The 19625-nt window shown below is 72.1% G+C and carries 16 protein-coding genes; 7 read left to right on the plus strand and 9 right to left on the minus strand.

Annotated elements, in window-relative coordinates; translation table 11 throughout:
- Nucleotides 1-13: 13 nt before the first annotated feature.
- Nucleotides 14-886, plus strand: a complete 873-nt coding sequence (locus ABD108_RS02300) for a TIGR03621 family F420-dependent LLM class oxidoreductase (protein ID WP_343929126.1) — start codon at nt 14-16, stop codon at nt 884-886.
- Here the strand turns inward: ABD108_RS02300 and ABD108_RS02305 are convergent.
- Nucleotides 883-1983 (minus strand): potassium channel family protein, encoded by a 1101-nt coding sequence (locus ABD108_RS02305; protein WP_220656190.1) that lies wholly within the window; start codon nt 1981-1983, stop codon nt 883-885. The genes ABD108_RS02300 and ABD108_RS02305 overlap by 4 nt on opposite strands.
- A 106-nt stretch (nt 1984-2089) precedes the next feature.
- On the opposite strand from ABD108_RS02305, the gene ABD108_RS02310 reads away from it, so the two are divergent.
- Entirely contained in the window at nt 2090-2491 is a 402-nt protein-coding gene (locus tag ABD108_RS02310; RefSeq protein ID WP_343929127.1) for a DoxX family protein, read from the plus strand.
- Nucleotides 2492-2505: 14 nt separating this feature from the next.
- Here ABD108_RS02310 and ABD108_RS02315 read toward each other — a convergent pair whose 3' ends face one another.
- The 3 genes from ABD108_RS02315 to ABD108_RS02325 form a co-directional block, all read right to left on the minus strand.
- Entirely contained in the window at nt 2506-4611 is a 2106-nt protein-coding gene (locus tag ABD108_RS02315; RefSeq protein WP_343929128.1) for an alpha/beta fold hydrolase, read from the minus strand.
- A gap of 122 nt (nt 4612-4733) precedes the next feature.
- A complete protein-coding gene (locus ABD108_RS02320) occupies nt 4734-8057 on the minus strand; it encodes an ATP-dependent DNA helicase (protein ID WP_343929129.1) in 3324 nt (1107 codons plus the stop codon).
- A complete protein-coding gene (locus ABD108_RS02325) occupies nt 8050-11328 on the minus strand; it encodes an ATP-dependent helicase (protein ID WP_343929130.1) in 3279 nt (1092 codons plus the stop codon). The genes ABD108_RS02320 and ABD108_RS02325 overlap by 8 nt, the downstream gene beginning before the upstream one ends.
- Nucleotides 11329-11413: 85 nt before the next feature.
- Here ABD108_RS02325 and ABD108_RS02330 point away from each other — a divergent pair, with 85 nt between their 5' ends.
- Together ABD108_RS02330 and ABD108_RS02335 are read left to right on the plus strand one after the other, a co-directional pair.
- Nucleotides 11414-12178 carry an alpha/beta fold hydrolase gene (locus ABD108_RS02330; protein ID WP_343929131.1) on the plus strand — a complete coding sequence of 255 codons (765 nt, stop codon included), beginning with the start codon at nt 11414-11416 and terminating at the stop codon, nt 12176-12178.
- Between the two features lie 3 nt (nt 12179-12181).
- Complete coding sequence (locus ABD108_RS02335; RefSeq protein ID WP_220656196.1) at nt 12182-12472, plus strand: MGMT family protein; 291 nt, start codon at nt 12182-12184, stop codon at nt 12470-12472.
- A 4-nt stretch (nt 12473-12476) separates the two neighbouring features.
- On the opposite strand, the gene ABD108_RS02340 is transcribed toward ABD108_RS02335, so the two are convergent.
- Genes ABD108_RS02340 through ABD108_RS02350 form a run of 3 tightly spaced genes read right to left on the minus strand, consistent with a single transcriptional unit; the run spans nt 12477 to nt 14481 of the window.
- Nucleotides 12477-13163, minus strand: a complete 687-nt coding sequence (locus ABD108_RS02340) for a sirohydrochlorin chelatase (RefSeq protein ID WP_220656197.1) — start codon at nt 13161-13163, stop codon at nt 12477-12479.
- The gene (locus ABD108_RS02345; RefSeq protein ID WP_220656198.1) at nt 13151-14005 is read right to left on the minus strand and encodes a TIGR02569 family protein; all 855 of its coding nucleotides are present in this window, start codon (nt 14003-14005) and stop codon (nt 13151-13153) included. The genes ABD108_RS02340 and ABD108_RS02345 overlap by 13 nt, the downstream gene beginning before the upstream one ends.
- 35 nt (nt 14006-14040) lie before the next feature.
- On the minus strand, nt 14041-14481 hold the full coding sequence (locus ABD108_RS02350; protein ID WP_343929132.1) for a nitroreductase family deazaflavin-dependent oxidoreductase: 441 nt from the start codon (nt 14479-14481) through the stop codon (nt 14041-14043).
- Between the two features lie 38 nt (nt 14482-14519).
- Here ABD108_RS02350 and ABD108_RS02355 point away from each other — a divergent pair, with 38 nt between their 5' ends.
- From ABD108_RS02355 to ABD108_RS02365, 3 genes are all read left to right on the plus strand, one after another.
- On the plus strand, nt 14520-15125 hold the full coding sequence (locus ABD108_RS02355) for a hypothetical protein (RefSeq protein ID WP_343929133.1): 606 nt from the start codon (nt 14520-14522) through the stop codon (nt 15123-15125).
- A gap of 124 nt (nt 15126-15249) precedes the next feature.
- The gene (locus ABD108_RS02360; RefSeq protein WP_343929134.1) at nt 15250-16776 is read left to right on the plus strand and encodes an acyl-CoA synthetase; all 1527 of its coding nucleotides are present in this window, start codon (nt 15250-15252) and stop codon (nt 16774-16776) included.
- A gap of 83 nt (nt 16777-16859) precedes the next feature.
- Nucleotides 16860-17894, plus strand: a complete 1035-nt coding sequence (locus tag ABD108_RS02365; RefSeq protein WP_343929135.1) for an NAD-dependent epimerase/dehydratase family protein — start codon at nt 16860-16862, stop codon at nt 17892-17894.
- Here the strand turns inward: ABD108_RS02365 and ABD108_RS02370 are convergent.
- Both ABD108_RS02370 and ABD108_RS02375 read right to left on the minus strand, forming a co-directional pair.
- On the minus strand, nt 17845-18909 hold the full coding sequence (locus ABD108_RS02370; protein ID WP_343929136.1) for a sensor histidine kinase: 1065 nt from the start codon (nt 18907-18909) through the stop codon (nt 17845-17847). The genes ABD108_RS02365 and ABD108_RS02370 overlap by 50 nt on opposite strands.
- Nucleotides 18902-19618 (minus strand): response regulator transcription factor, encoded by a 717-nt coding sequence (locus tag ABD108_RS02375; RefSeq protein ID WP_343929137.1) that lies wholly within the window; start codon nt 19616-19618, stop codon nt 18902-18904. Before ABD108_RS02375 ends, ABD108_RS02370 begins: the two co-directional genes overlap by 8 nt.
- Between the last annotated feature and the right edge of the window lie 7 nt (nt 19619-19625).

A 19625-nucleotide genomic window follows, 5' to 3' on the forward strand; every position in this document is an offset into this window, starting at 1 on the left:
ATTCAATGGACGCATGGCCATGGACTTCCGGTTCGGCGTCACCATGCGATCGGTCCGCTCTCGCGCGGAGTGGATCGCGCAGTGCCGCAGGGCGGAGGCCCTCGGCTACGACGTGATCGGCGTCCCCGATCACCTGGGCACGATGGCGCCCTTTCCGGCCGTCGTGCTCGCGGCGGAGGCGACCGACCGCGTCCGGGTCAGCACCGTCGTCCTCAACACCCCGTTCTACAACCCGACCCTCCTGGCGCGAGAGGCGGCCACCGTCGACCGGCTCACCGACGGGCGGATCGAACTCGGGTTGGGTGCCGGATACGTCAAGGCCGAGTTCGACGAGGCCGGAATCGAATTCCCGTCCGCGCGGCAGCGGGTCGACCGCGTCGCCGAGACCGCAGCAACCCTGCGGCGAAGGTTCGCCGATCCGGATCACCGCCCACGCACCGACCAACCCGGCGGCCCACCCCTCCTGATCGCGGGCTGGGGCGACCGGATGCTGGATGTGGCGGCGCGGTACGCCGATATCGTCGCCCTCACAGGCGCGAGCACCGACGACAGTGGTCATCTCACCCTGGCCACCGAGACCGACGCGGCGCGGCGGATCGCCCGGCTACGCGGGGCACTCGGCGAGCGCGCGGACACCGTCGAGATCAACATCCTGGTCCAGGCGCTCTTCGGCCCCGGTGCGGGCGATGAGCAGCTCGATCAGGTGCGGCCGCACTTGGCGCGGGGCGTCGACCGGCCGGAGGATCACCTCAGCCTGCTCGTCGGCACGCCGCGGGACATGGCGGACAGGCTCCGCACGCTGCGCGCGGAGTACGGGATCAACTACGTGACCGTGCTCGACAACAACATGGACGCCTTCGCGCCCCTGATCGCGTTGCTGCGCTAGCTCGAGACCTTCGCGTCCGCGTTGCGCACGTACAGCAGGCGGTCGCCGTTCTCGACCACGGAGACGGCCGGGGAATCGACGCGGTACAGGTGCCCCTTGCGGACCACGCCGAGCACGATGTTCGGCAGGTGCCGCGGCGAGCGGCCCACCTCGACGCGGGTCACTTCGCGCTCGGCGATGTTGAAGCCGTCGCCGGGCGAGAGCAGGTCCTCGATCATCTCCACGACCGACGGGGTGGTGGTCGCCATGCCCAGCAGTCGGCCGGCGGTCTCGGACGAGACCACCACGGAGTCGGCGCCGGACTGGCGCAGCAGGTGCGTGTTCTCGGACTCGCGGACCGAGGCCACGATCTTCGCCTTGGGCGCCAGCTCGCGCGCGGTCAGCGTGACCATCACCGCGGCATCGTCGCGGTTCGCGCCGATGATGATCGATTCCGCCCGCGGCGCGCCGGCGAGCCGCAGCACATCGGCCTTGGTCGCGTCTCCGCGGACCGTGACCAGGCCGTCGATCTCGGCGACCTCGAGGGCCGCCTGATCGGTGTCGACCACGACGATCTTGCCGGGCTCGATACCGTCGTTGATCATCGCGCTCACCGCGGTCCGACCCTTGGTGCCGTAGCCCACGACGATCGTGTGGTTGTGCACAGCAGACCTCCAACGTTGGATTTTGAACGCCTGGCGGGACCGCTCCGTGAGCACCTGGAGCGTGGTACCGACCAAGACGATGAGGAACAGGATGCGCAGCGGCGTGACCAACAGGACGTTGATCAGGCGCGCGGACTGGCTGATCGGCGTGATGTCGCCGTAGCCGGTGGTCGAGAGCGAGACGGTGGCGTAGTAGAGGCAGTCCAGGAAGGTGAGCTGGGTCTTGCCCTGGTACCCGGTCTCGACGGCGGTATCGCGGTAACCGTCCCGTTCGAGGTAGACGATGAACACTGCGAGGAAGAGCGCGCCGAGGGCCACGAGGACACGCGCCCAGATGGCGCGCCACGGGTTGGTGTCGCCTGCGGGAATGCGCAGGACGTTGACCAGTGCGTGGTCGGGGAGGTCCGTGAGCTCGGATTTGCTCCGGCGCCGGAATGAGCTGCGTGCGGACATACCTACCTGGGCGATCCTTCGTCGATCCTTGAGTACCGCGGTTTGCGACTACACGTCCGGTTTAGCACGCTGCCGGAACCGACGTGGAATCTGCCACAATCTCACAATGGTGTCCACTGCTGACCGACCCGCCCACACAACCGACAAGGCGGCCCGCGCGATGGCGCTCTCGCTCGCCGGGATGGGAGTGGCCCACTTCGCCGCACCGAAGCCCTTCGACACGATCGTGCCGCCCAACCTCCCGTTCGGGCTCACGCCCCGTCGCGCGACCCACCTGTCGGGCGTCGCCGAACTGGCCACCGCCGGCCTGCTCGCGGTGCCCCGTACGCGCCGGCTCGGCGGCCTGGCCGCGGCCGCCCTGTTCACCGCCGTCTTCCCCGCCAACGTGTACATGGCGCGGCAGTGGTCCGATAAGCCCCTGCCGCTGCGCCTGGGCGCCTACGGACGGCTGCCGCTGCAGTTGCCGATGATCGCGACCGCGGTGAAGATCGCCCGCGCCAAGGACTGACGCTCAGGCGCCGGTCAGTCCTTCGTGGCCGACGTCGATTCCTGCTCCGCGGACGTCGCCTTCTGCTCGCTCGCAGCGGGTTCCGATGCGGCGCTCGACCCGGCGGACGCCTTCTCGGTCGTGGACGCCTTCTCAGTGGCCGGTTCGGTCACCGTCGGCGTGGACGCGGCCGAGTCCGTCGCGCCGGCTCCGGCGGCCGGCGTGTCGGTGGCGGTCCCGCTCGACGTGGCGGTCTCACCCGACGTGGCGGTCGAGGTGGCACTCGACGACGCCGTCGCACCGGACGTCGTCGGAGCCGCCGTCGTGGCCGCTGCGGCAGACGTGGTGGCGGTCGAGGAAGCCGGCGATCCAGCCGCCGCCTGCGTCCCCGCGGACGCGGCGACGGGAACCTTCGTGGCGGCGGGGCTACCGGTGGGCGCGGGCGTCCGGTCGTCGGGGATCACGTACTTCCCGTCCTTGCCGAGGCTCGCCTCCGGGGCGGTGGTCACTGAGACGGTGCCGTCCTTCAGATACTGCTTGACCGCGTTGTCGACCGTCGCCTCGCCCCGGCGGAACAGGCCGTGATCGCCGCCGCCCACGGAGATCAGGTAGCCGCGCACCGCATCCCGCATCGCCCCGGCACCCGGGTACGGGGTCGCCGGGTCGAAGTAGCTCTGCAGCAACAGCGGGGCGGTCGCGAGCTTCACCGAGTAGTCGGGCGCCCGGTTGGATCCGGCGAAGGCCAGCGTGTTGCCGAGCGTCCGCATGAACGCGCTGAGCGTGTACGCGGTGTCGGCGCCGGTCGCCGCGTTGAACAGGAACGTGCCCGCCGACGCGAGGGCCGCGGGGAGGTAGCTGAGGTCCACCTTGCCGGTCTGCGCGGCCTTCGCGTCCGCGTCCACCACCGCCGGACCCATCCGGTCGTAGATGGTGACCTTGCCGTTGCTCGCGCCGATCGCGGCACTGGTACCCGGATAGTCGGAATCGGGCTTGCCCTGCACCGCCATGCCGTAGACCTGCGCGGACAGCGTGGTCCACTGCGCGCGGTTGTACAGCTTGCTGGTGGAGTTCTGCATGATGCTCGACGGTCCGCGGGTCTCCTGGATCACGTCGAGCGGCGTGAGCGCCCCCGTGATGAGCCCGGCCGTGAGCCGCACGTTGTAGGCGATCCGCTCGTACACCGACCGCGCGGTGTTGTACGCGGGCAGGATCACGGCGGCGAAGGGGCGCAGGTTCTCCGGGAGGTCCTCCGCGACCGCCGCGGGCGGAAGGTAGTTGGCCGCATAGGCCTTGGGCGAGGCCGAGAGCCGGGCCGTGTTCCACTTCTCGAAGACCTGCAGCGGGGTGGCGCCGAGCCGCACCGTGTCGTTGTTCGCGGCGGCCCACTCGAAGTACTGGCTCAGCCGCACCCGGAAGGCCTCGTTCTGCGCGGCACCGCCGAGCGCGCCGCCGCCCACGCCGATGGTCTTCGGATTCATGTTGGAGTCGAGGATGAGGCGATCGACGGACCCGGGGAACATGCTCGCGAAGGCCGCGCCCAGGGAGGTCCCCCAGGAGGCGCCGTAGTAGGACACCGTGTCCAGCCCGGCCGCCTTGCGGAACTCCTCCATGTCCCGGGCGATGTTCTCCGTGGTGAGGTTCGGCAGGTAGTTCGGGTTGGCGGCGATCACCGCATCGCACTGGGCGGTGGTCGAGCAGCTCAGCGGCGTGGAGAACTCCAGGCCGCGCGGCTGGATCGCGATGAGCGCGTTGTCGTCGAACAACCACTTCCCGGACCGGCCCGCCGCGCCCCAGAAGTTGTACGCGTCGCCGCCCGGGCCGCCGGGGTTGCCGAGGATCACCCGGGTCGCGGGCCCGCTCTTGGGGAGGAAGCCGGACACCAGCAGATCGATCTTCCCCGCCGCGGGATTCGTGTAGTCGAGCGGAACCGAGATGGTGGTGCATCGCGCGCGCTCACCGTCGGGATTCGCCGCCGTCACCGCCGCCGGGCAGTCACCCCAGCTCAGATCCTCCACAGCCGCGTGCACGGCGCCGTACGCACCGGTGGCGACCAGTGCGGCCGCCGCCGCGCTCGCCGCGGTCACTCGCCGGATCAGAGTCGCCGTCTCCGGGCGACGACGGCGCATTTCGAGACCACTCATGTTCCGCTACCTCTCGGGCATCACGATGGAATAGCAAACTGACAACGTCAGTATTCAACCAAAGTGGCGATCACGCCGAGGTTACAATCGATTACCGTAGCGAAACATTATTCCGCCGGCTACTACTCCTGCCCCGCGCTCGTGATGAGCAGTTCCAGGCCGGCGTGATCCAGCAGATCGGCAGGAGCGACCGTCTCGCCGGATCGGACGTAGAAGAACGCGGCCCGCACCTCGTCGACCGGCACGTCCCGCAACCGGGCCCAGGCCAGACGGTACGCCGCCAACTGCACCGCCGCAGCGCGCTCGTCGGCCGGTTCGGACGGCCGCACCCCGGTCTTCCAGTCCACCACGGTGAAGCCACCACCGGGATCGCGGAAGACGGCATCCATCCGGCCACGAACCACGGTGCCTGCCGCGGCGATCTCGAAGGGCACCTCGATATCGACGGGTGTGCGCGCCGCCCACTCGCCGGCCTCGAACATCCGCTGCAGCAGCGCGAGGTTCTCGTCGGCACCGGCGTCTCCATCAGCAGCGCCGGGCAGTTCATCGAGATCGAGCAATCGCGAGGCCCCGTACCGCCGCTCCAGCCAGGCGTGGAAAGCGGTGCCGCGCCGCGCATACGGGTTCGGGCGGAAGGGCACCGGCCGGCGCAACCGCCGGGCGAAAGCCTCCGGGCTGCGCCGCAGCTCCACGAGCTGACTCACCGAGACCTCGCGCGGCACAGCCACTTCCAGATCGAGCGCCGCCTGCCGCTCGCGCTCGGCGAGCAGCGCCGTGACATCCTCCGCCCAGCCGTGCGGATCGTGCTCCGCCACCGGATCTACGGCCTCGACCTCGTCCGGTTCCGCGAGCGCGGCGAGCACCAGCGCAGCTCCGGCGTCCGCGGCCGGGCGGTGCGCGGCCAGGAAGTCCCGTGGCCACGGTGCCTGGACCGGCTCGGCCTCCAACGGGTTCGTCGCGTCCTCGACCGGTGTCTGCGCCCACTGCCCCACCGCCTCCGGGGCGTGCTCCCGGGCGCGTTCGAGGAAGCGCGAGGGCGCCTTCGGCGTCTTGACGTCCTCGCTCCAGTAATGGCCGGACAGCAGCAGCGTGCCCTGGGTGCGGGTGACCGCGACGTAGAACAGGCGCTCGTCCTCGTGCATGTTCATCGCCTTGAGCGACGCACGATGGCGATCGAGCGCGTCCTCGAGGTCCTTGCGGTTGTTGCAGTCCGCGAGGTCGAGCCGCGGCACACCATCGGGCTCACCGGGTTCCGCGACATCGCCGCGCAGGTCCGGCGGCAGCTCCGCGGGCGTCGACAGCCACGTGGGCATGGCCCGATTCGAGGGGAAGATGCCCTCCGACAGGTGCGGGACCGCCACCACGTCCCACTCCAGGCCCTTCGCGGAGTGCACCGTGAGCACCTGCACCCGATCCGTGGCCACCTCCACATCACCCGGGGTGAGGCCGCCCTCCACCGCCTCGGCGGCCGCGAGGAAGGACAGCAGGCCCGGCAGGGTGGCGGTGGGCCGTTCCGCGTAGGAGACCACCACATCGGCGAAGGCGTCGAGGTGCTCGCGGCCGGTGGCCCGGCCGCCCAGTTGGCGCGCGGCCCGGATCCGGGTCTCGATGCTCACGCCCAGGACCCGCTCCGCCTCGGCCACGATCTCCGGCAGCGGATGCCCCAATCGCTCGCGGACATTGCGGATCTCGCGGTCCAGCGAGCGGATCTTCGCTAGGCCGGCGGCCGAGTAGTCGGTATCCGGCCCGGGATCGGCGATGGCGTCGCCGAGGCCCGCCGCGTCCAACAACTCCGCGGGCAACGTGGCATCGAGTGCCGCGTCCAGCTGTTCCGCCGTGGTGACCAGGCCCGTGGCCGCCCGGCCGGTGCCGTGCGCGATGCGCCGGGCCCGGTTCCACAACGCCCGGAGGTCGGCCGCGCCGAGCTGCCAGCGCGGCCCGGTGAGCAGGCGCATGGCCGCCGTGCCCGCGAGCGGCTCGACCGCCAGCCGCAGCAGCGAGACCACATCGCGCACCTCGGGCGTGTGCAGCAGGCCGCCCAGGCCCACCACCTCGACGGGCACGCCGCGCTCCCCCAGCGCCGCGGCCAAGCCCGCGGAATCGGCATTGCGCCGCACCAGCACCGCCACGGTGGGGGGCGGCTCCTGCGCGTCGATCCGTTCCCGCCATAGCGCTGCGATCGCATCGGCCACCCAGGCGCGCTCATCGATCACCGTGGGGTGGAGGGCGATCCGCAGATCGCCCACGGGCGCATCCGGCCGGGCCTTGAGCTCGGACACCGGGACACCGCGGCTGCGCAGGTCCTCGGACACGGCGTTCGCCAGGCTCAGCGCCCCGGTGGGATTGCGCCAACTGGTGAGCAGTTCGCGGCGCGGGGCGGGGGCGCCATCGGACTGCGGGAAATCCGTGGCGAAGCGCGGCAGGTTCGCCGCAGAAGCGCCGCGCCAGCCGTAGATCGACTGGATCGGATCGCCCACCGCCGTGACGGCGGCGGCGCCCTGCTCCCCGCCGAACAGTGAGGCCAACAGCATCCGTTGCGCGTGGCCCGTGTCCTGGTACTCGTCGAGCAGGACGGCGCCGAACCGCGCCCGCTCCAGCGCCGCCACATCGGGATTGGCGAGCGCGAGCTGCGCCGCGAGCCCCATCTGGCCGCCGAAGTCGAGCACCTCGCGCGCCCGCATCTCCGCCGCGACCGCCCGTACCAGCGGGATCAGCGCGCGACGCTGCTCCTGCACCTCGGCCGCCTTGAGCAGTGTCGCGTTCGGGGTGGCCCGTTGTCGCGGGCCGGGCGGCAACAGCCCGATGAGGCGCTCGAGCTCGTCGTCGCTCGCCTCCAGCACATCGGGGGTCACCAGATGGTCGGCGAGCGCCCCGGACAGCCCCAGCACCTGCTCGGTGAGGGTCGCCGGATTCTTCTCGGTCTCCAGCGCCTCGTCCCAGCCGGTGACCACGTCGAAGGCGATCTGCCACCGCTCCGTCTCCGAGACCAGGCGCACCGTGGGCTCGACCGGCAGCAGCATGCCGTAATCGCCCAGCAGGCGCCCGGCGTAGGCGTGATAGGTGCTGATCTCGGGCTCGACGGTGCGCAGCAGCACCCGAAGCTCGCCGGTGGGGTCGATCCGCTCCAGCGCGGGGGCCGCGCCGAGCCGGGAGAGCCGCTTGCGCACCCGGATCATCAGCTGTTGCGCGGCCTTCCGGGTGAAGGTGAGGCCGAGCACCTGGTCGGGGGTGACGTACCGGTTGGCGATGAGCCACACCACGCGGCCCGCCATCGTCTCGGTCTTCCCGGCGCCGGCACCGGCCACCACGAGACACGGGCCCAGCGGCGCCTCGATCACCGCGCGCTGCTCCTCGGTGGGCGCGAAGGCCTGCCCTAGTTCGTGGGCGAGATCCTCCGCGGAGATCAGTGGCGCGTGGGGGAAGCCCCGGGGCACAGTCTCAGTCATCGGTCACGCTCCGACCCTTGTCGACCACGGGGCAGCACGCAGAGACAGCGCAGTGCTGGCAGGAGGCGTTGAGCGTGGCGGCGAACTCGGGCCCGCGGGTGCGCCGCGCCGCCTCGCGGATCACGCCGAGCCATTCGTCGACGTCCGCCGGTGACAGGGCATCCTGTTCGCGCACGGTGGAGCCGGTCTTGTTGTGCGGCTTCGCGACGTACAGCAGTTTGCCGCCGCCCGGAGTCTCCGGAACGCCGCCGAGACCGCCGTGCGCGATGGCCACCTGGTAGGTGCGCAACTGCGCGTGGGCCTGGCCGTCCGCCTGGCTCGGCAGCGTGCGCCCGGTCTTGACGTCGACGACCACAGTGCGGCCCAGGGCGTCCCGCTCCAGCCGGTCGACGCGGCCGCGGATCTGCACGTCCGGCGCACCGCCGTCCCCCTCGATCACCGCATCGATGGGCACCTCGACCCCGGCCTCGGTGAGCTCGGACCGGCTGCCCGCGAGCCACGCGCGGAAGGATTCGAGCATCTCCTCGGTGCGCACCAGCTCCCGCCGGGCGAACCAGTCCGCCTCCAGATCGACCCGGTCCCAGACTTTCTCGAGCGAGCGGGTGACCTCCTCCTTCGGGATGCGGCCGGCCACCGCCTGCACCAGGGTGTGCACCAGGTTGCCCGTGGCCTGCTTCGCGGAATCGCCGTCGCTGCCGCCGAACCGCTCCAGCATCCACCGCAGCGCACAGGCCGACAGCGCCTCCACGTTCGAGGGCGAGAGCGCCACCGGGCCGTCGTCGGGCTGCCACAGCGGATCGTCGGTACTCGCCCCGGCGAGGCCGTACCAGGTGTCCGGATGGGCGCCGGGCACCCGGTCCGCCGCAAGGCGGGCGAGCTGCCGCGCGGCGTGCTCGCGCTCGGCTTCGTCGCGCTCCGGATCGCACACCGCGGCGCGGAGGGTGGCCACCAGGGTGCGCAGGTCGAGAGCGGCGGCGGGCTCCGATTCCACCGCGGGGGTGTAGGTCTCGGGGTCCTCGTCGCCCGACGGTGCGATGCCCTGCAGGAAGCGGGAGGGCACCAGGTCACCGTCGCCGTCGGCGGTGTCGACTGCGGTGATGAGCAGCGTGCGGCGGGCCCGCGAGCACGCCACCAGCAGCAGCCGGCGTTCCTCCGCGAGCAGCGGCAACGAACGCGAGACGGTGGGCAGCGCCACCGGATCGATCCCGTCGAGCGCGTCGAGCAGTTCCTCCGTGCCCAGCAGTCCGCCGCGGCGGCGCAGGTTCGGCCACCGGCCCTCCTGCACCCCGGCGACGGCCACCACGTCCCATTCGCGGCCGGCGGCGCCGTGCGCCGACAGCAGCGTGACGCCGGGGGTGGTGGGCGCATCACGCCGGATCCCCGATCGTGGGATCTGCAGCTGTTCCATGTACTCGATGAACCGCGCCGGCGAGGCCGTGGGCAGCGTATCGGTGAAATCGGCTGCGGCGTCGAACAATCCCATCACCGCATCGAGATCGCGGTCGGCCTGTTCACCCATTCCGCCGCCGCGGAGCGCGAGCGCGCCCCACCGGCCGGCCAGGCCGGTGACCGCCCACGCCGCCCAGAGCACCTCCTCGACGGTGCCGTCCGCGGCGGCGGCGCGCGCCGCCCGCACCGCGGCGAGCACCCGCTCGACCGGTTCGGCCTCCAACTCGGTGAGCGCGGCGCGGTAGGGCGCGAAATCCAGGGTCCCCGCGATCACCGCGCCGAGGATCTCCGCCGAACCGCGCTCGTCGGAGGGCTCCGCGCGGCGCACACCCCGGCGGACGCGGCGCAGGGTGAGCGGGTCTCCGCCGCCCACGGGACCGGAGAGCAGGGCCACCGCCTCGGCCGGGTCCAGTGCATCGGGATCGCAGGCGGCGCGGAGTACCGACAGCAGGGCGTGCACGGCCCGCTGCCGTGCGAGCGGTACGTCGTCGGCAGCGACGGTGACCGGCACCCCGGCATAGGCGAGGGCGCGGCGCAGCGGGGCGACCGCCGCCGATACCGACCGCACCACGATCGCCATGTCCTCCCAGGGCACCCCGCCGTGCACGTGCTCGCGGCGCAGCATCGCCGCGATCGCGTCGGCCTCCTTCGCCGGCGTGGAGAACAACCGGACCGCCGCCGATCCCGGGCGCGGCCGCTCGGGTGCGACGGCGGTGAACCGGTTCGGCAGCCGCGACGAGATCCGGTTCACGGCACCCGCCACCTCTTCCCCGAACCGGAAACTGCGTTCCAGCAGGATGTCCCGGGCGGCCGGTACATCGAGCGACTGCAGGAACCGGGTGCTGGCGCCGCGGAAGGAGTTGATCGCCTGATCGGGATCGCCCGCCACCACGGTGAGTTCGGTGCCGGTGCCCAGTAGCCGGATCAGCGCGGAGGCCAGCGGATCGAGGTTCTGCGCATCGTCGACCAGCAGGAACCGGATGCGTTCGCGCTGCTGCGCGAGCAGCGCCTCATCGGTGGCGAGCGCGGTGACGGCGGCGTCGATCAGCTCTGCGGCATCGACCGCCGGGGCCACCGCCTGCGGGCCGGCGAGCCCGACCGAACCGCGCAGCAAGGTGGTCTCCTGATACTCGCGCAGCGCCGCCGCGGCGGCGGCCCACTCCGGGCGCTGGTGCCGGGCCGCGAGCGCATCGATCTCCTCGGGCCCCGCGCCGCGCTGCGCCGCCTGCGCGAAGAGATCGCGCAGGGCGCCGGCGAATCCACCGGTCACGAGGGCCGGCCGCAAGCGCTCGGGCCAGAAGGCTCCACCGTCGTCGACGTGGCCGCGCAGCAGCTCGCGCACCACTGCGTCCTGTTCCGAGCCCGTGATCAGCCGCGGCGGCGGCGAACCCGTGTGTGCGGCCTGCAGCCGCAGCACCGCGAAGGCCAGCGAGTGCACGGTGCGCACCAAGGGCTCCCCCGAGGCGTGCACACCCGCGCGGCCGTGCTCGGCCAGGACCCGCGCCGACAGTTCGCGGCGCAACGCCACCGCCGACCGCTTGCTGCCGGTGAGGATGAGCACCGACTCGGGCTCGACGAACGGATCGGTGAGCTTGGCGACCGCGATGTCGATGAGCGCGGAGGTCTTCCCGGTGCCCGGCCCGCCCCGGATGCGGTACGGCGCCCAGCCGCCCACATCGAGCGGCAGGGCACCCGCCGCGGGGGCCACCAATTCCGCGATCGGCCCGCCCCACTCGCGGGCGGCCGGTGGCTGCGGCGCGGTGTACTGCAGCGATAGGCGCGGGCGACGGCTGCGCGCCGCACCACCACTCGCCTCCGCCATGTGTCCTCCTTCGCGCCCGTCACATCCGATCCCATCACAGACCACCGACACCTCCGCGCGCGGCGCGGCGCGGCACAATGGGCTCATGCTGAACGTGCACCAGTACGGCTCCCCCGACGCGCCCGCGGTCCTGGCGATCCACGGGGTCACCGGGCACGGAGCCCGATGGCGCCGGTTCGCCGACACCGAGTTGCCGGATGCCCGGGTCCTGGCCCCCGACCTGCGCGGGCACGGCCGCTCCCCCTGGACGCCGCCGTGGCACCTGGAACAGCACGTGGCGGATCTGGTGAGCGTGCTGGAACGGCACGCCGTGCACGCGGAAGCACCCGCGCTGGTGATCGGGCACTCGCTCGGCGGCGCCCTCGCCTGCCGCCTCGCCACCGCCCGCCCCGACCTCGTGCGCGCGGTGCTCCTGCTCGACCCGGCGCAGGGCCTCGCACCGGAGCTGTGCGCCACCATCGCCGATCAGACCATCCGCTACTTCGACTTCACCTCCCCCGAGGAGGCGCGGCAGGAGAAGAAGGCGGGCGCGTGGGCCCGGGTGCCCGATGCGGTCCTGGACGCCGAGATCGCCGAGCACCTGGTGCGCCGCGATTCCAGGCGCTGGGAGTGGGACATCAGCTGCGCGGCCGTCACCGCGCTCTGGGGCGAACTCGCGCGGACGCCGGTCGGCGTACCGTCGGGCATCCCTGCGGTGGTGCTGCGCGCGGGCCGGGCGGACTACGTGACGCAGGCGCAGCTCGCCACCATGCCGCACGCCGAGGTGCACACGGTGGATTCGGATCACATGGTGGCGCAGGAGATCCCGGACGTGGCCGGAAGCTACGCCCGCGCCCTCCTGGAGCGGTAGGCGATGGCCAAGGTCACCGAGGAGCAGGTGGAGGCGGTGCGCGAGCGGATCGCGTCGATCCCGCCCGGCCGGGTACGCACCTACGGCGACATCGCCGACGAAGTCGGACTCTCCTCGCCCCGGATCGTGGGCTGGGTGATGCGCACCGACGCCTCCGACCTGCCCTGGCACCGCGTGGTCCCGGCGTCCGGGCGGCCCGCGGCGCACATCGCCACCCGGCAGTTGGAGCTCCTGCGCGCCGAGGGCGTGCTCGCCGACGGTGACCGGATACCGCTGCGCGACTACCGGGTCTGAGCGGCTACCCGCTCCGGGCGTCGGCGAACCGGCGCACGATCAGGTCGATCACCTCGGGTGCCAGGCCGAGCGGCGCCGCGACGCCGTCGGCGCCGGCCTCGGCGAGCCGGGCGTGGAACAGGCCGTCGGCCAGCTGATACGCGGCGAGGAACAGGCGGCGGCCGGGCTCGCGCACGCGGGCCACTTCGGCCGCCACCGTCGGGCTGCCGGCGGCGAGGAAGCCGGCCGGGACGTCGTCCCCGATCCGATCACCCAGGAGCGCGGCCATGGCGCGCACATCGTCGCGGGCACGGGGATCGGAGGAACCGGTGGAGCCGAGCACGACCCGGTCACCGGGTTGCCAGCCGGCCTCGCGCAGGCGGCGCAGCAACGCCCCGACGAGGGCGGGATCGGGCCCCAGCGGGGCCGTGAGCACCGCCGCGGGATGACCGCTGTCGGCGATGTGCGCGGGGACATCGGTGTGCACGTGGTACCCGGCGGCGAGGAAGCAGGGCATCAGCACCGTCGGCCGGTCGGACTCGGCCAACAGGTCCGACGGTGACGGTCCGAGCACGTCGACGAAGGCCACGTCGAGCGGGCCGGTGCGGGCGGCGACCGCCTCCGCGAGGGCGCGGATCATCGCGACGCCGGGCGCCGAACGGGTGCCGTGCGCGACCAGGATCCGCCGGGGCGGCTCGGTCAGAGCAGCCACCGGGCGATCTCGGTGATGTGCTCGAGACCGGGCAGCGCATCGGCCTCCGACCGCGGGTGCACGGCGTGCACGGCGAGCCGGAAGATGAGCGCCCGCAACACCATCTGCGGCCACTCGGGCAGGTCTTTCCAGCGCAGGAGCAGGCCGTCGTCGGCGCCGCCCCAGGCCAGGCCGTCCACCGCGACCACGGCGGCGGCCCAGGTGGCGGGACGCCAGTAGGGCGTGAAATCGGTGAGGCCCGGTGCCGCGGCACCGGCGAAGAGCACGGCGCCCGACAGGTCGCCGTGCACCAGCTGCGGTTCGGACTCGACGGGCCGGCGCAGTTCGGCCAGCTCGTTGACCAGTTCGAGGGCGCGCTCGCGGTCGTCCGTGGCGTCGTCGAGCACGCCGAGCTTGCGGGCCATCGCCAGCGGATGCTCCTCCCAGGCCGCACGATCGGCGAACTGGAAGTAGTCGACATCGGTGAAGGGCGCCACCGGCGGCGCGATGAGGAACCGCGGCCGCTCCAGCTTCTTCGTGACCTCGTGCAGCCGGTTCGACATCGAGATGATCTCGTCGAACCGCGGCTCCAGCGAGCCCGCGATGAAGGTGTCGGCGCGCCAGCCCGAGACCACGTAGCGGCCGTCGGTGGCGCGGAACGGGCGGGCCAGCCGCATACCGTCGACGTACAGATCCTCGCGGACCTTCGCCGACCAGGCGGCGCGGGCGTGATCGGCGATCAGCGAGAGGACGACCTCGCCGCACCGCCAGCCGCCGTCCCAGTCCGCCCCCAGAGCGATCGGCTCGGTGCCGTCCAATCCGAAGGTGGCGAGGACGTGGGCGGGAGGTTCAACGGGGCTCACACCAAGAATCTACCCGCGACCGGCCCGAGACCGGGCTAGGCGCGGCCCGGCTCCACGAGGAGGACCGGGATCACACGGTCGGTCTTCTCCTGGTACTCGGCGTAGGGCGGGTAGGCGGCGACGGCGCGCTCCCACCACTCCTCGCGCTCCGCGCCGTGGATCTCGCGCACCGGCCCGGACACCACCGTGGTGCCGTCCTGCACCTCGACCTCGTCGTTCGCCAGCAGCGACGCGTACCAGACGGGGTTGTCGGGGGCGCCGCCCTTGGAAGCGACCGCGGCGTAGGCGCCGTCGTGCTCCACGCGCATCAGCGGGCGCCGGTACAGCTTGCCGGTCTTGGGACCGCGGTAGGTGAACAGCACGACGGCCATTCCCGCGACGTCCACCGAGGCGGTGGTGCCCGTCTCGTCGATCTTCGCCAGCTGGTCCGCAACCCAGCCGGCCTTCTCCTGTGCGTACTCACCTTCGAGGGCCATGACTCCACCCTAGGCCGCCCGCCGGGATGATGGAGGGCGTGCAGTCCGATTCCGTCGCCCCCGTGGTCACCGTCTCCGTCCAATTCCCCGACCTCACCCCGCCGGAGTTCGAGCGGGTCCGGACGGGCCTGACCGCGGGCCGACCGGGCCGGATCGTGGTCCCCCACGAGGCGCACCGGTGGTACGCCGCCGCATCGGACCCGGAGACGGTGCGCGGCCTGGTGGCCGCGCTGCGCGCGGTGATCGAATCCCGCGAGCTGTCCTTCGACGACGAGGAGGCGCTCGACGATCTGAGCCAGGAGTACGCCGACTGGTTGGAGGAGTCGGCCGATATCGACGACGCCGATCCCGGACCCGTGGTCGCCTTCTCGGTGCACCTACCCGCGCTGGAGCTGGGCGAGTTCGCCGGGCTGCTGGAATCTCTGCGCGCCGAACACCCGCGGCGGATCGTGCTCGGCGAGCAGCGCGGACACAGCCATCACGAGCTGACCGACCGGCACACCGTGCAGGCGCGGCTGTCCGGCCTGCGCGCGGCGCTCCGGGGCGAGCCGGTGGGCACCGTCGACGCACTGCCGCTACTGGCTCTGCTCAACGATTACGCCACGTGGCTCTCCGACCCCGCGAACGGCCGCCCGGCCGACTGAGGCGGCGCATCGCGCCCGGTCCGAGGGGCTTTCGCGGGCGCTCGCGGGCGAATCGCCCTCATTCGGACACCAGGCCACCGCGGCGCCGCTACCGTGGGATCACCACAAGTAAGCGGAGGTTCTCGTGTATCCCGGTGCATTCGCAAAGACCACCCCGGACTGTCCTGCGGCGATCGACGCCGATACCGGGGAGATCCTCAGCTACGCCCGGCTCGATGCGCAGTCGACCCGGCTGGCGAACCACCTGCGCGCCGCCGGACTCGGGCGGGGCGACACCGTGGCGATCGTGGCGGGCAACGACCTGCGGATCTTCGTGGCCTACTGGGCGGCGATCCGCAGCGGAATGTACGTGGCGGCGGTGAACTTCCACCTCACACCCGCCGAGGTGAACTACATCCTGGCGGACTGCGAGGCGAAGGCCGTGTTCGCCGGTGCCGATGTGGCGGGGGCCGTCGCCGAGGCGCTGGACCTGCCCGATCTGCGCGCACGCGGCCGGGCCATCGCCTGGGGCGGACCGATCGAGGGCTTCGCCGATCTCGACGAGGTTCTGGCAGCGGCGGATCCGTCGCCGCTCACCGATCAGCCCCGCGGCACCGACATGCTCTACTCCTCGGGCACCACCGGGCGCCCCAAGGGAATCCGGATCCCGCTCCCGGAGGGGCAGGTGGACGAGGCACCCGATGCCTACACGGCGATCTTCGCCCCCACCTACGGTATGGACTCCGGCACGGTGTACCTCTCCCCCGCACCGCTGTACCACGCTGCGCCCCTGCGCTTCTGCGGTGTCACGATGTCGGTGGGCGGCACCGTGATCATGATGCACCGGTTCGACGCCGTCGACGCGCTCGCGTTGATCGAGAAGTACCGCGTGACGCACAGCCAGTGGGTTCCCACCATGTTCGTGCGCATGCTCAAGCTCGACCCGGAGGTCCGGGCGAAGTACGACACCAGCAGCCTCAAGGTGGCGATCCACGCCGCCGCACCGTGTCCGGCGGAGGTGAAGCGCTCGATGATCGAGTGGTGGGGCCCGGTGATCCACGAGTACTACGCCTCCACCGAGGCGGCGGGCGCCACCTTCATCACGCCGCAGGAGGCGCTGGAGCGCCCGGGATCGGTGGGCAAGGCCGGGCTCGGAGTGATCCGGATCTGCGACGACGACGGTGCCGAGCTCCCCGTGGGCGAGGTGGGCACGATCTACTTCGAACGCGAGCAGATGCCCTTCCAGTACCACAACGCTCCCGAGAAGACCCGCGCCGCACAGCATCCCGATCACGCGAACTGGGCCACCACCGGCGACGTCGGTTACGTGGACGCCGACGGCTACCTCTACCTCACCGACCGCCGCGACTTCACCATCATCACCGGCGGGGTGAACGTGTATCCGCAGGAGTCCGAGAGCGCGCTGGTGATGCACCCGGCCGTGACCGATGTGGCGGTGATCGGCGTACCGGACGACGAGCTGGGCGAGGTCGCGATGGCGTGCGTGCAGCTGGCGCCCGGGTATCGGCCCTCCGACGAACTCGCGGCCCAGCTGATCGCGCACGCGGGCCGGGACCTGGCCCGCTACAAGCTCCCCCGCTCGGTGCGGTTCGTGCCGTCGCTGCCGCGCACCCCCACCGGCAAGCTGGTCAAGCGCCTGATCAGTCTGTAGATCCTCCGGTGCCTTCCTGACGAATCGGTGACGTCCCGCCCCCAGCCCTCGCGGGCGGGCCGGGTTCGGCGCAGGATCGAGGTATGCGAGTACTTCTCACGGGCGGAGCCGGGTTCATCGGCTCGCACATCGCCGATCTGCTGCGCGCGGGCGGGGAGCACGAGGTGATCGCGATCGACGCGATGCTGCCGCAGGCGCACGGCGAGGTCACGCCGCCGGCGGAGGTGCAGCTCCTGGACCTGCTGGACGCGGACGGCCTCGATCGCGTCCTGGCCGGGGTGGACGCGGTGTGCCATCAGGCGGCGGCGGTGGGCGCGGGCGTGGACGCCGCGGACGCACCACTGTTCGCGGCGAACAACGATCTCGGCACCGCCGAGCTCCTGTCGGCGATGGCCCGGGCGGACTGCCGGCGACTGATCCTGGCCTCGTCGATGGTGGTGTACGGCGACGGTGCCTACGTCGATGACGAGGGCAGGCCCGTGCATCCGGTACCGCGGACCGTCGAGGACCTGCGGGCGGGGCGATTCGAGCCCCGGCGAGCCGACGGCGGACCCGCGCACTGGGCGCCGACGCACGAGGACGCCCCCGTCCGGCCCACCGGATTCTACGCGGCCTCCAAAGCGGCACAGGAGTTCTACAGCGCCGGATGGGCACGCGCCACGGGCGGCTCCGTGACCGCCCTGCGCTACCACAACGTGTACGGCGCGCGCATGCCCCGCGACACCCCGTACGCGGGCGTGGCCTCGATCTTCCGGTCGGCGCTGGCGGCGGGCCGGGCACCGCGGGTCTACGAGGACGGTGCGCAGACCCGCGATTTCGTGGATGTCCGCGATGTGGCGCGAGCCAATCTCCTTGCGCTCGAACAGGCTCCGCGCGCACCGTTCCGCGCCTACAACGTGTGCTCGGGAACGCCCGTCACCATCGGCGAGGTGGCCGCCGCCGTCGCCGGGGCCACCCCCGGCGACGCGCCCGCACCGGAGGTGACCGGCGAGTTCCGGGCCGCCGACGTGCGCCACATCGTTGCCTCACCGCAGCGCGCCGCGGCGGAGTTGGGATTCCGCGCCGAGATCACTCCGCAGCGCGGCTTGGCCGAGTTCGCGACCGCTCCGCTACGCTGATCTCTCCCACCGGCAGGCGCACCTCGAAGCGCGCGCCGGGCCGCAGATTCGCCGCGACCACCGTGCCGCCGTGCACATCCACCAGCCCGCGCGCGATCGCGAGCCCCATTCCCGTCCCCGCGGGGAGCCCGTCGGCACCGGCGGGTGAACGGTGCTCGGTGCCGCGGAAGGCGAGATCGAAGATCCGGTCCAGATCGTCGTCGGGGATCCCGGTGCCCGTATCGTCGACGCGCAGTACCGCCTCGGTGCCGTCGCGGAGCACCGAGATGGTCACCCTCCCGCCCTCCGGGGTGTGCGCCAGCGCGTTGAGCACCAGGTTCCGCAGCACCCGCGCCAGTGCCGACACCCCGACGGGCGCCGGGACCGGTTCCGGGGCATCGAGTTCCAGCTCCACCTGCGAGCGGGCGGCCACCTGCGCCAGACCCGCGCGTACCTCGTCGGCCACCTCGCGCAGGTCGATCGTCTCGAGTTCCAGTGTGAGTGCACCCGAATGGATGCGGGACATCTCGAACAGGTCGTCCACCATCGACGACAGCCGGATGGTCTCGCGATCGATCCGGTCGGCGAACTCGGTCACCTCCTCGGGTTCGGTGACCACCGAATCCCGCAGCGCCTCGGACATGGCGCGGATCCCGGCCAGGGGCGTGCGCAGGTCGTGGCTGACCCACGCCACCAGATCACGCCGGGCCGCCTCCGCCGCCCGCTCCTGTTCCCGGATCTGCCTCTCCCACACCGTGCGCCGGGCCTGGAGGCGCCCCAGTGCCACCGCCGCCGGGACCGTGACCACCAGCACCACGCCCAGCACCGCGCAGGTCCGGGCGAAGTCGGCCGTGAACATGAAACCGCTCACGCCGATCACGCCCGACAGCACGGCGAGCACCGGGATCAGCACCAGGATCACCATCGACATCTGCAGCGATATCCGCCGCGCCCGCCACACCACCAAGCCACCCGCGAGCACCACCGGGCCCGACCACAGCAGCGCCAGCAGCGCGATCTTCAGTACATCAGACATCGTCGGCCCCCTCCTCGTCGCCGGCCCCCGGTCCCCAGCGGTACCCGCGCCCCCACACCGTCTCGATCCGGTGGTCGTCACCGAGCTTGGCGCGCACCCGTTTGACGTGCACGGTCACGGTGGACAGATCCCCGAACTGCCAGCCCCACACCTGTTCGAGCAGGTCCTCGCGGCTGAACACCTCACCCGGATGCTCCAGGAAGTGCACGAGGAGGTCGAACTCCCGCCGGGTGGTGGCCACCGCGCGTCCGCGCACCGTCACGGCGCACGAGGACGCGTCGACCGTGACGCCCTCGTGACTGACGGCCGCCGTCGCCGGCTCACGATGCGAGCGGCGCAGCACCGAGGCCACGCGCAGCGCGAGCTCGCGCGGGCTGAACGGTTTGGTCACGTAGTCGTCGGCGCCCGCGGCCAGGCCGGTGATCCGATCGTCCTCCTCACCGAGCGCCGTGAGCAGGATCAGAGGCAGGTCCGACGGTGCGCCGGACTCCCCGCCCCGGACGCGGTGGCACAGCTCGATCCCATCGGGCCCCGGCATCATCACATCGAGCACCGCGAGCCGCACCCGCCCGGCGGCGAGCCGCTCGGCCGCGCTCGCACCGTCGGCCACCACCTCGGTCACCAGGCCCTCGCGTTCCAGATACCGGCGCACGACATCGCTGACCACCGGATCATCGTCCGCGATCAGCACGTACCTCTCGTCCGTCACTGCACGC

This window comes from Tsukamurella strandjordii (genome assembly GCF_039525985.1).
Lineage (GTDB): Bacteria > Actinomycetota > Actinomycetes > Mycobacteriales > Mycobacteriaceae > Tsukamurella > Tsukamurella strandjordii.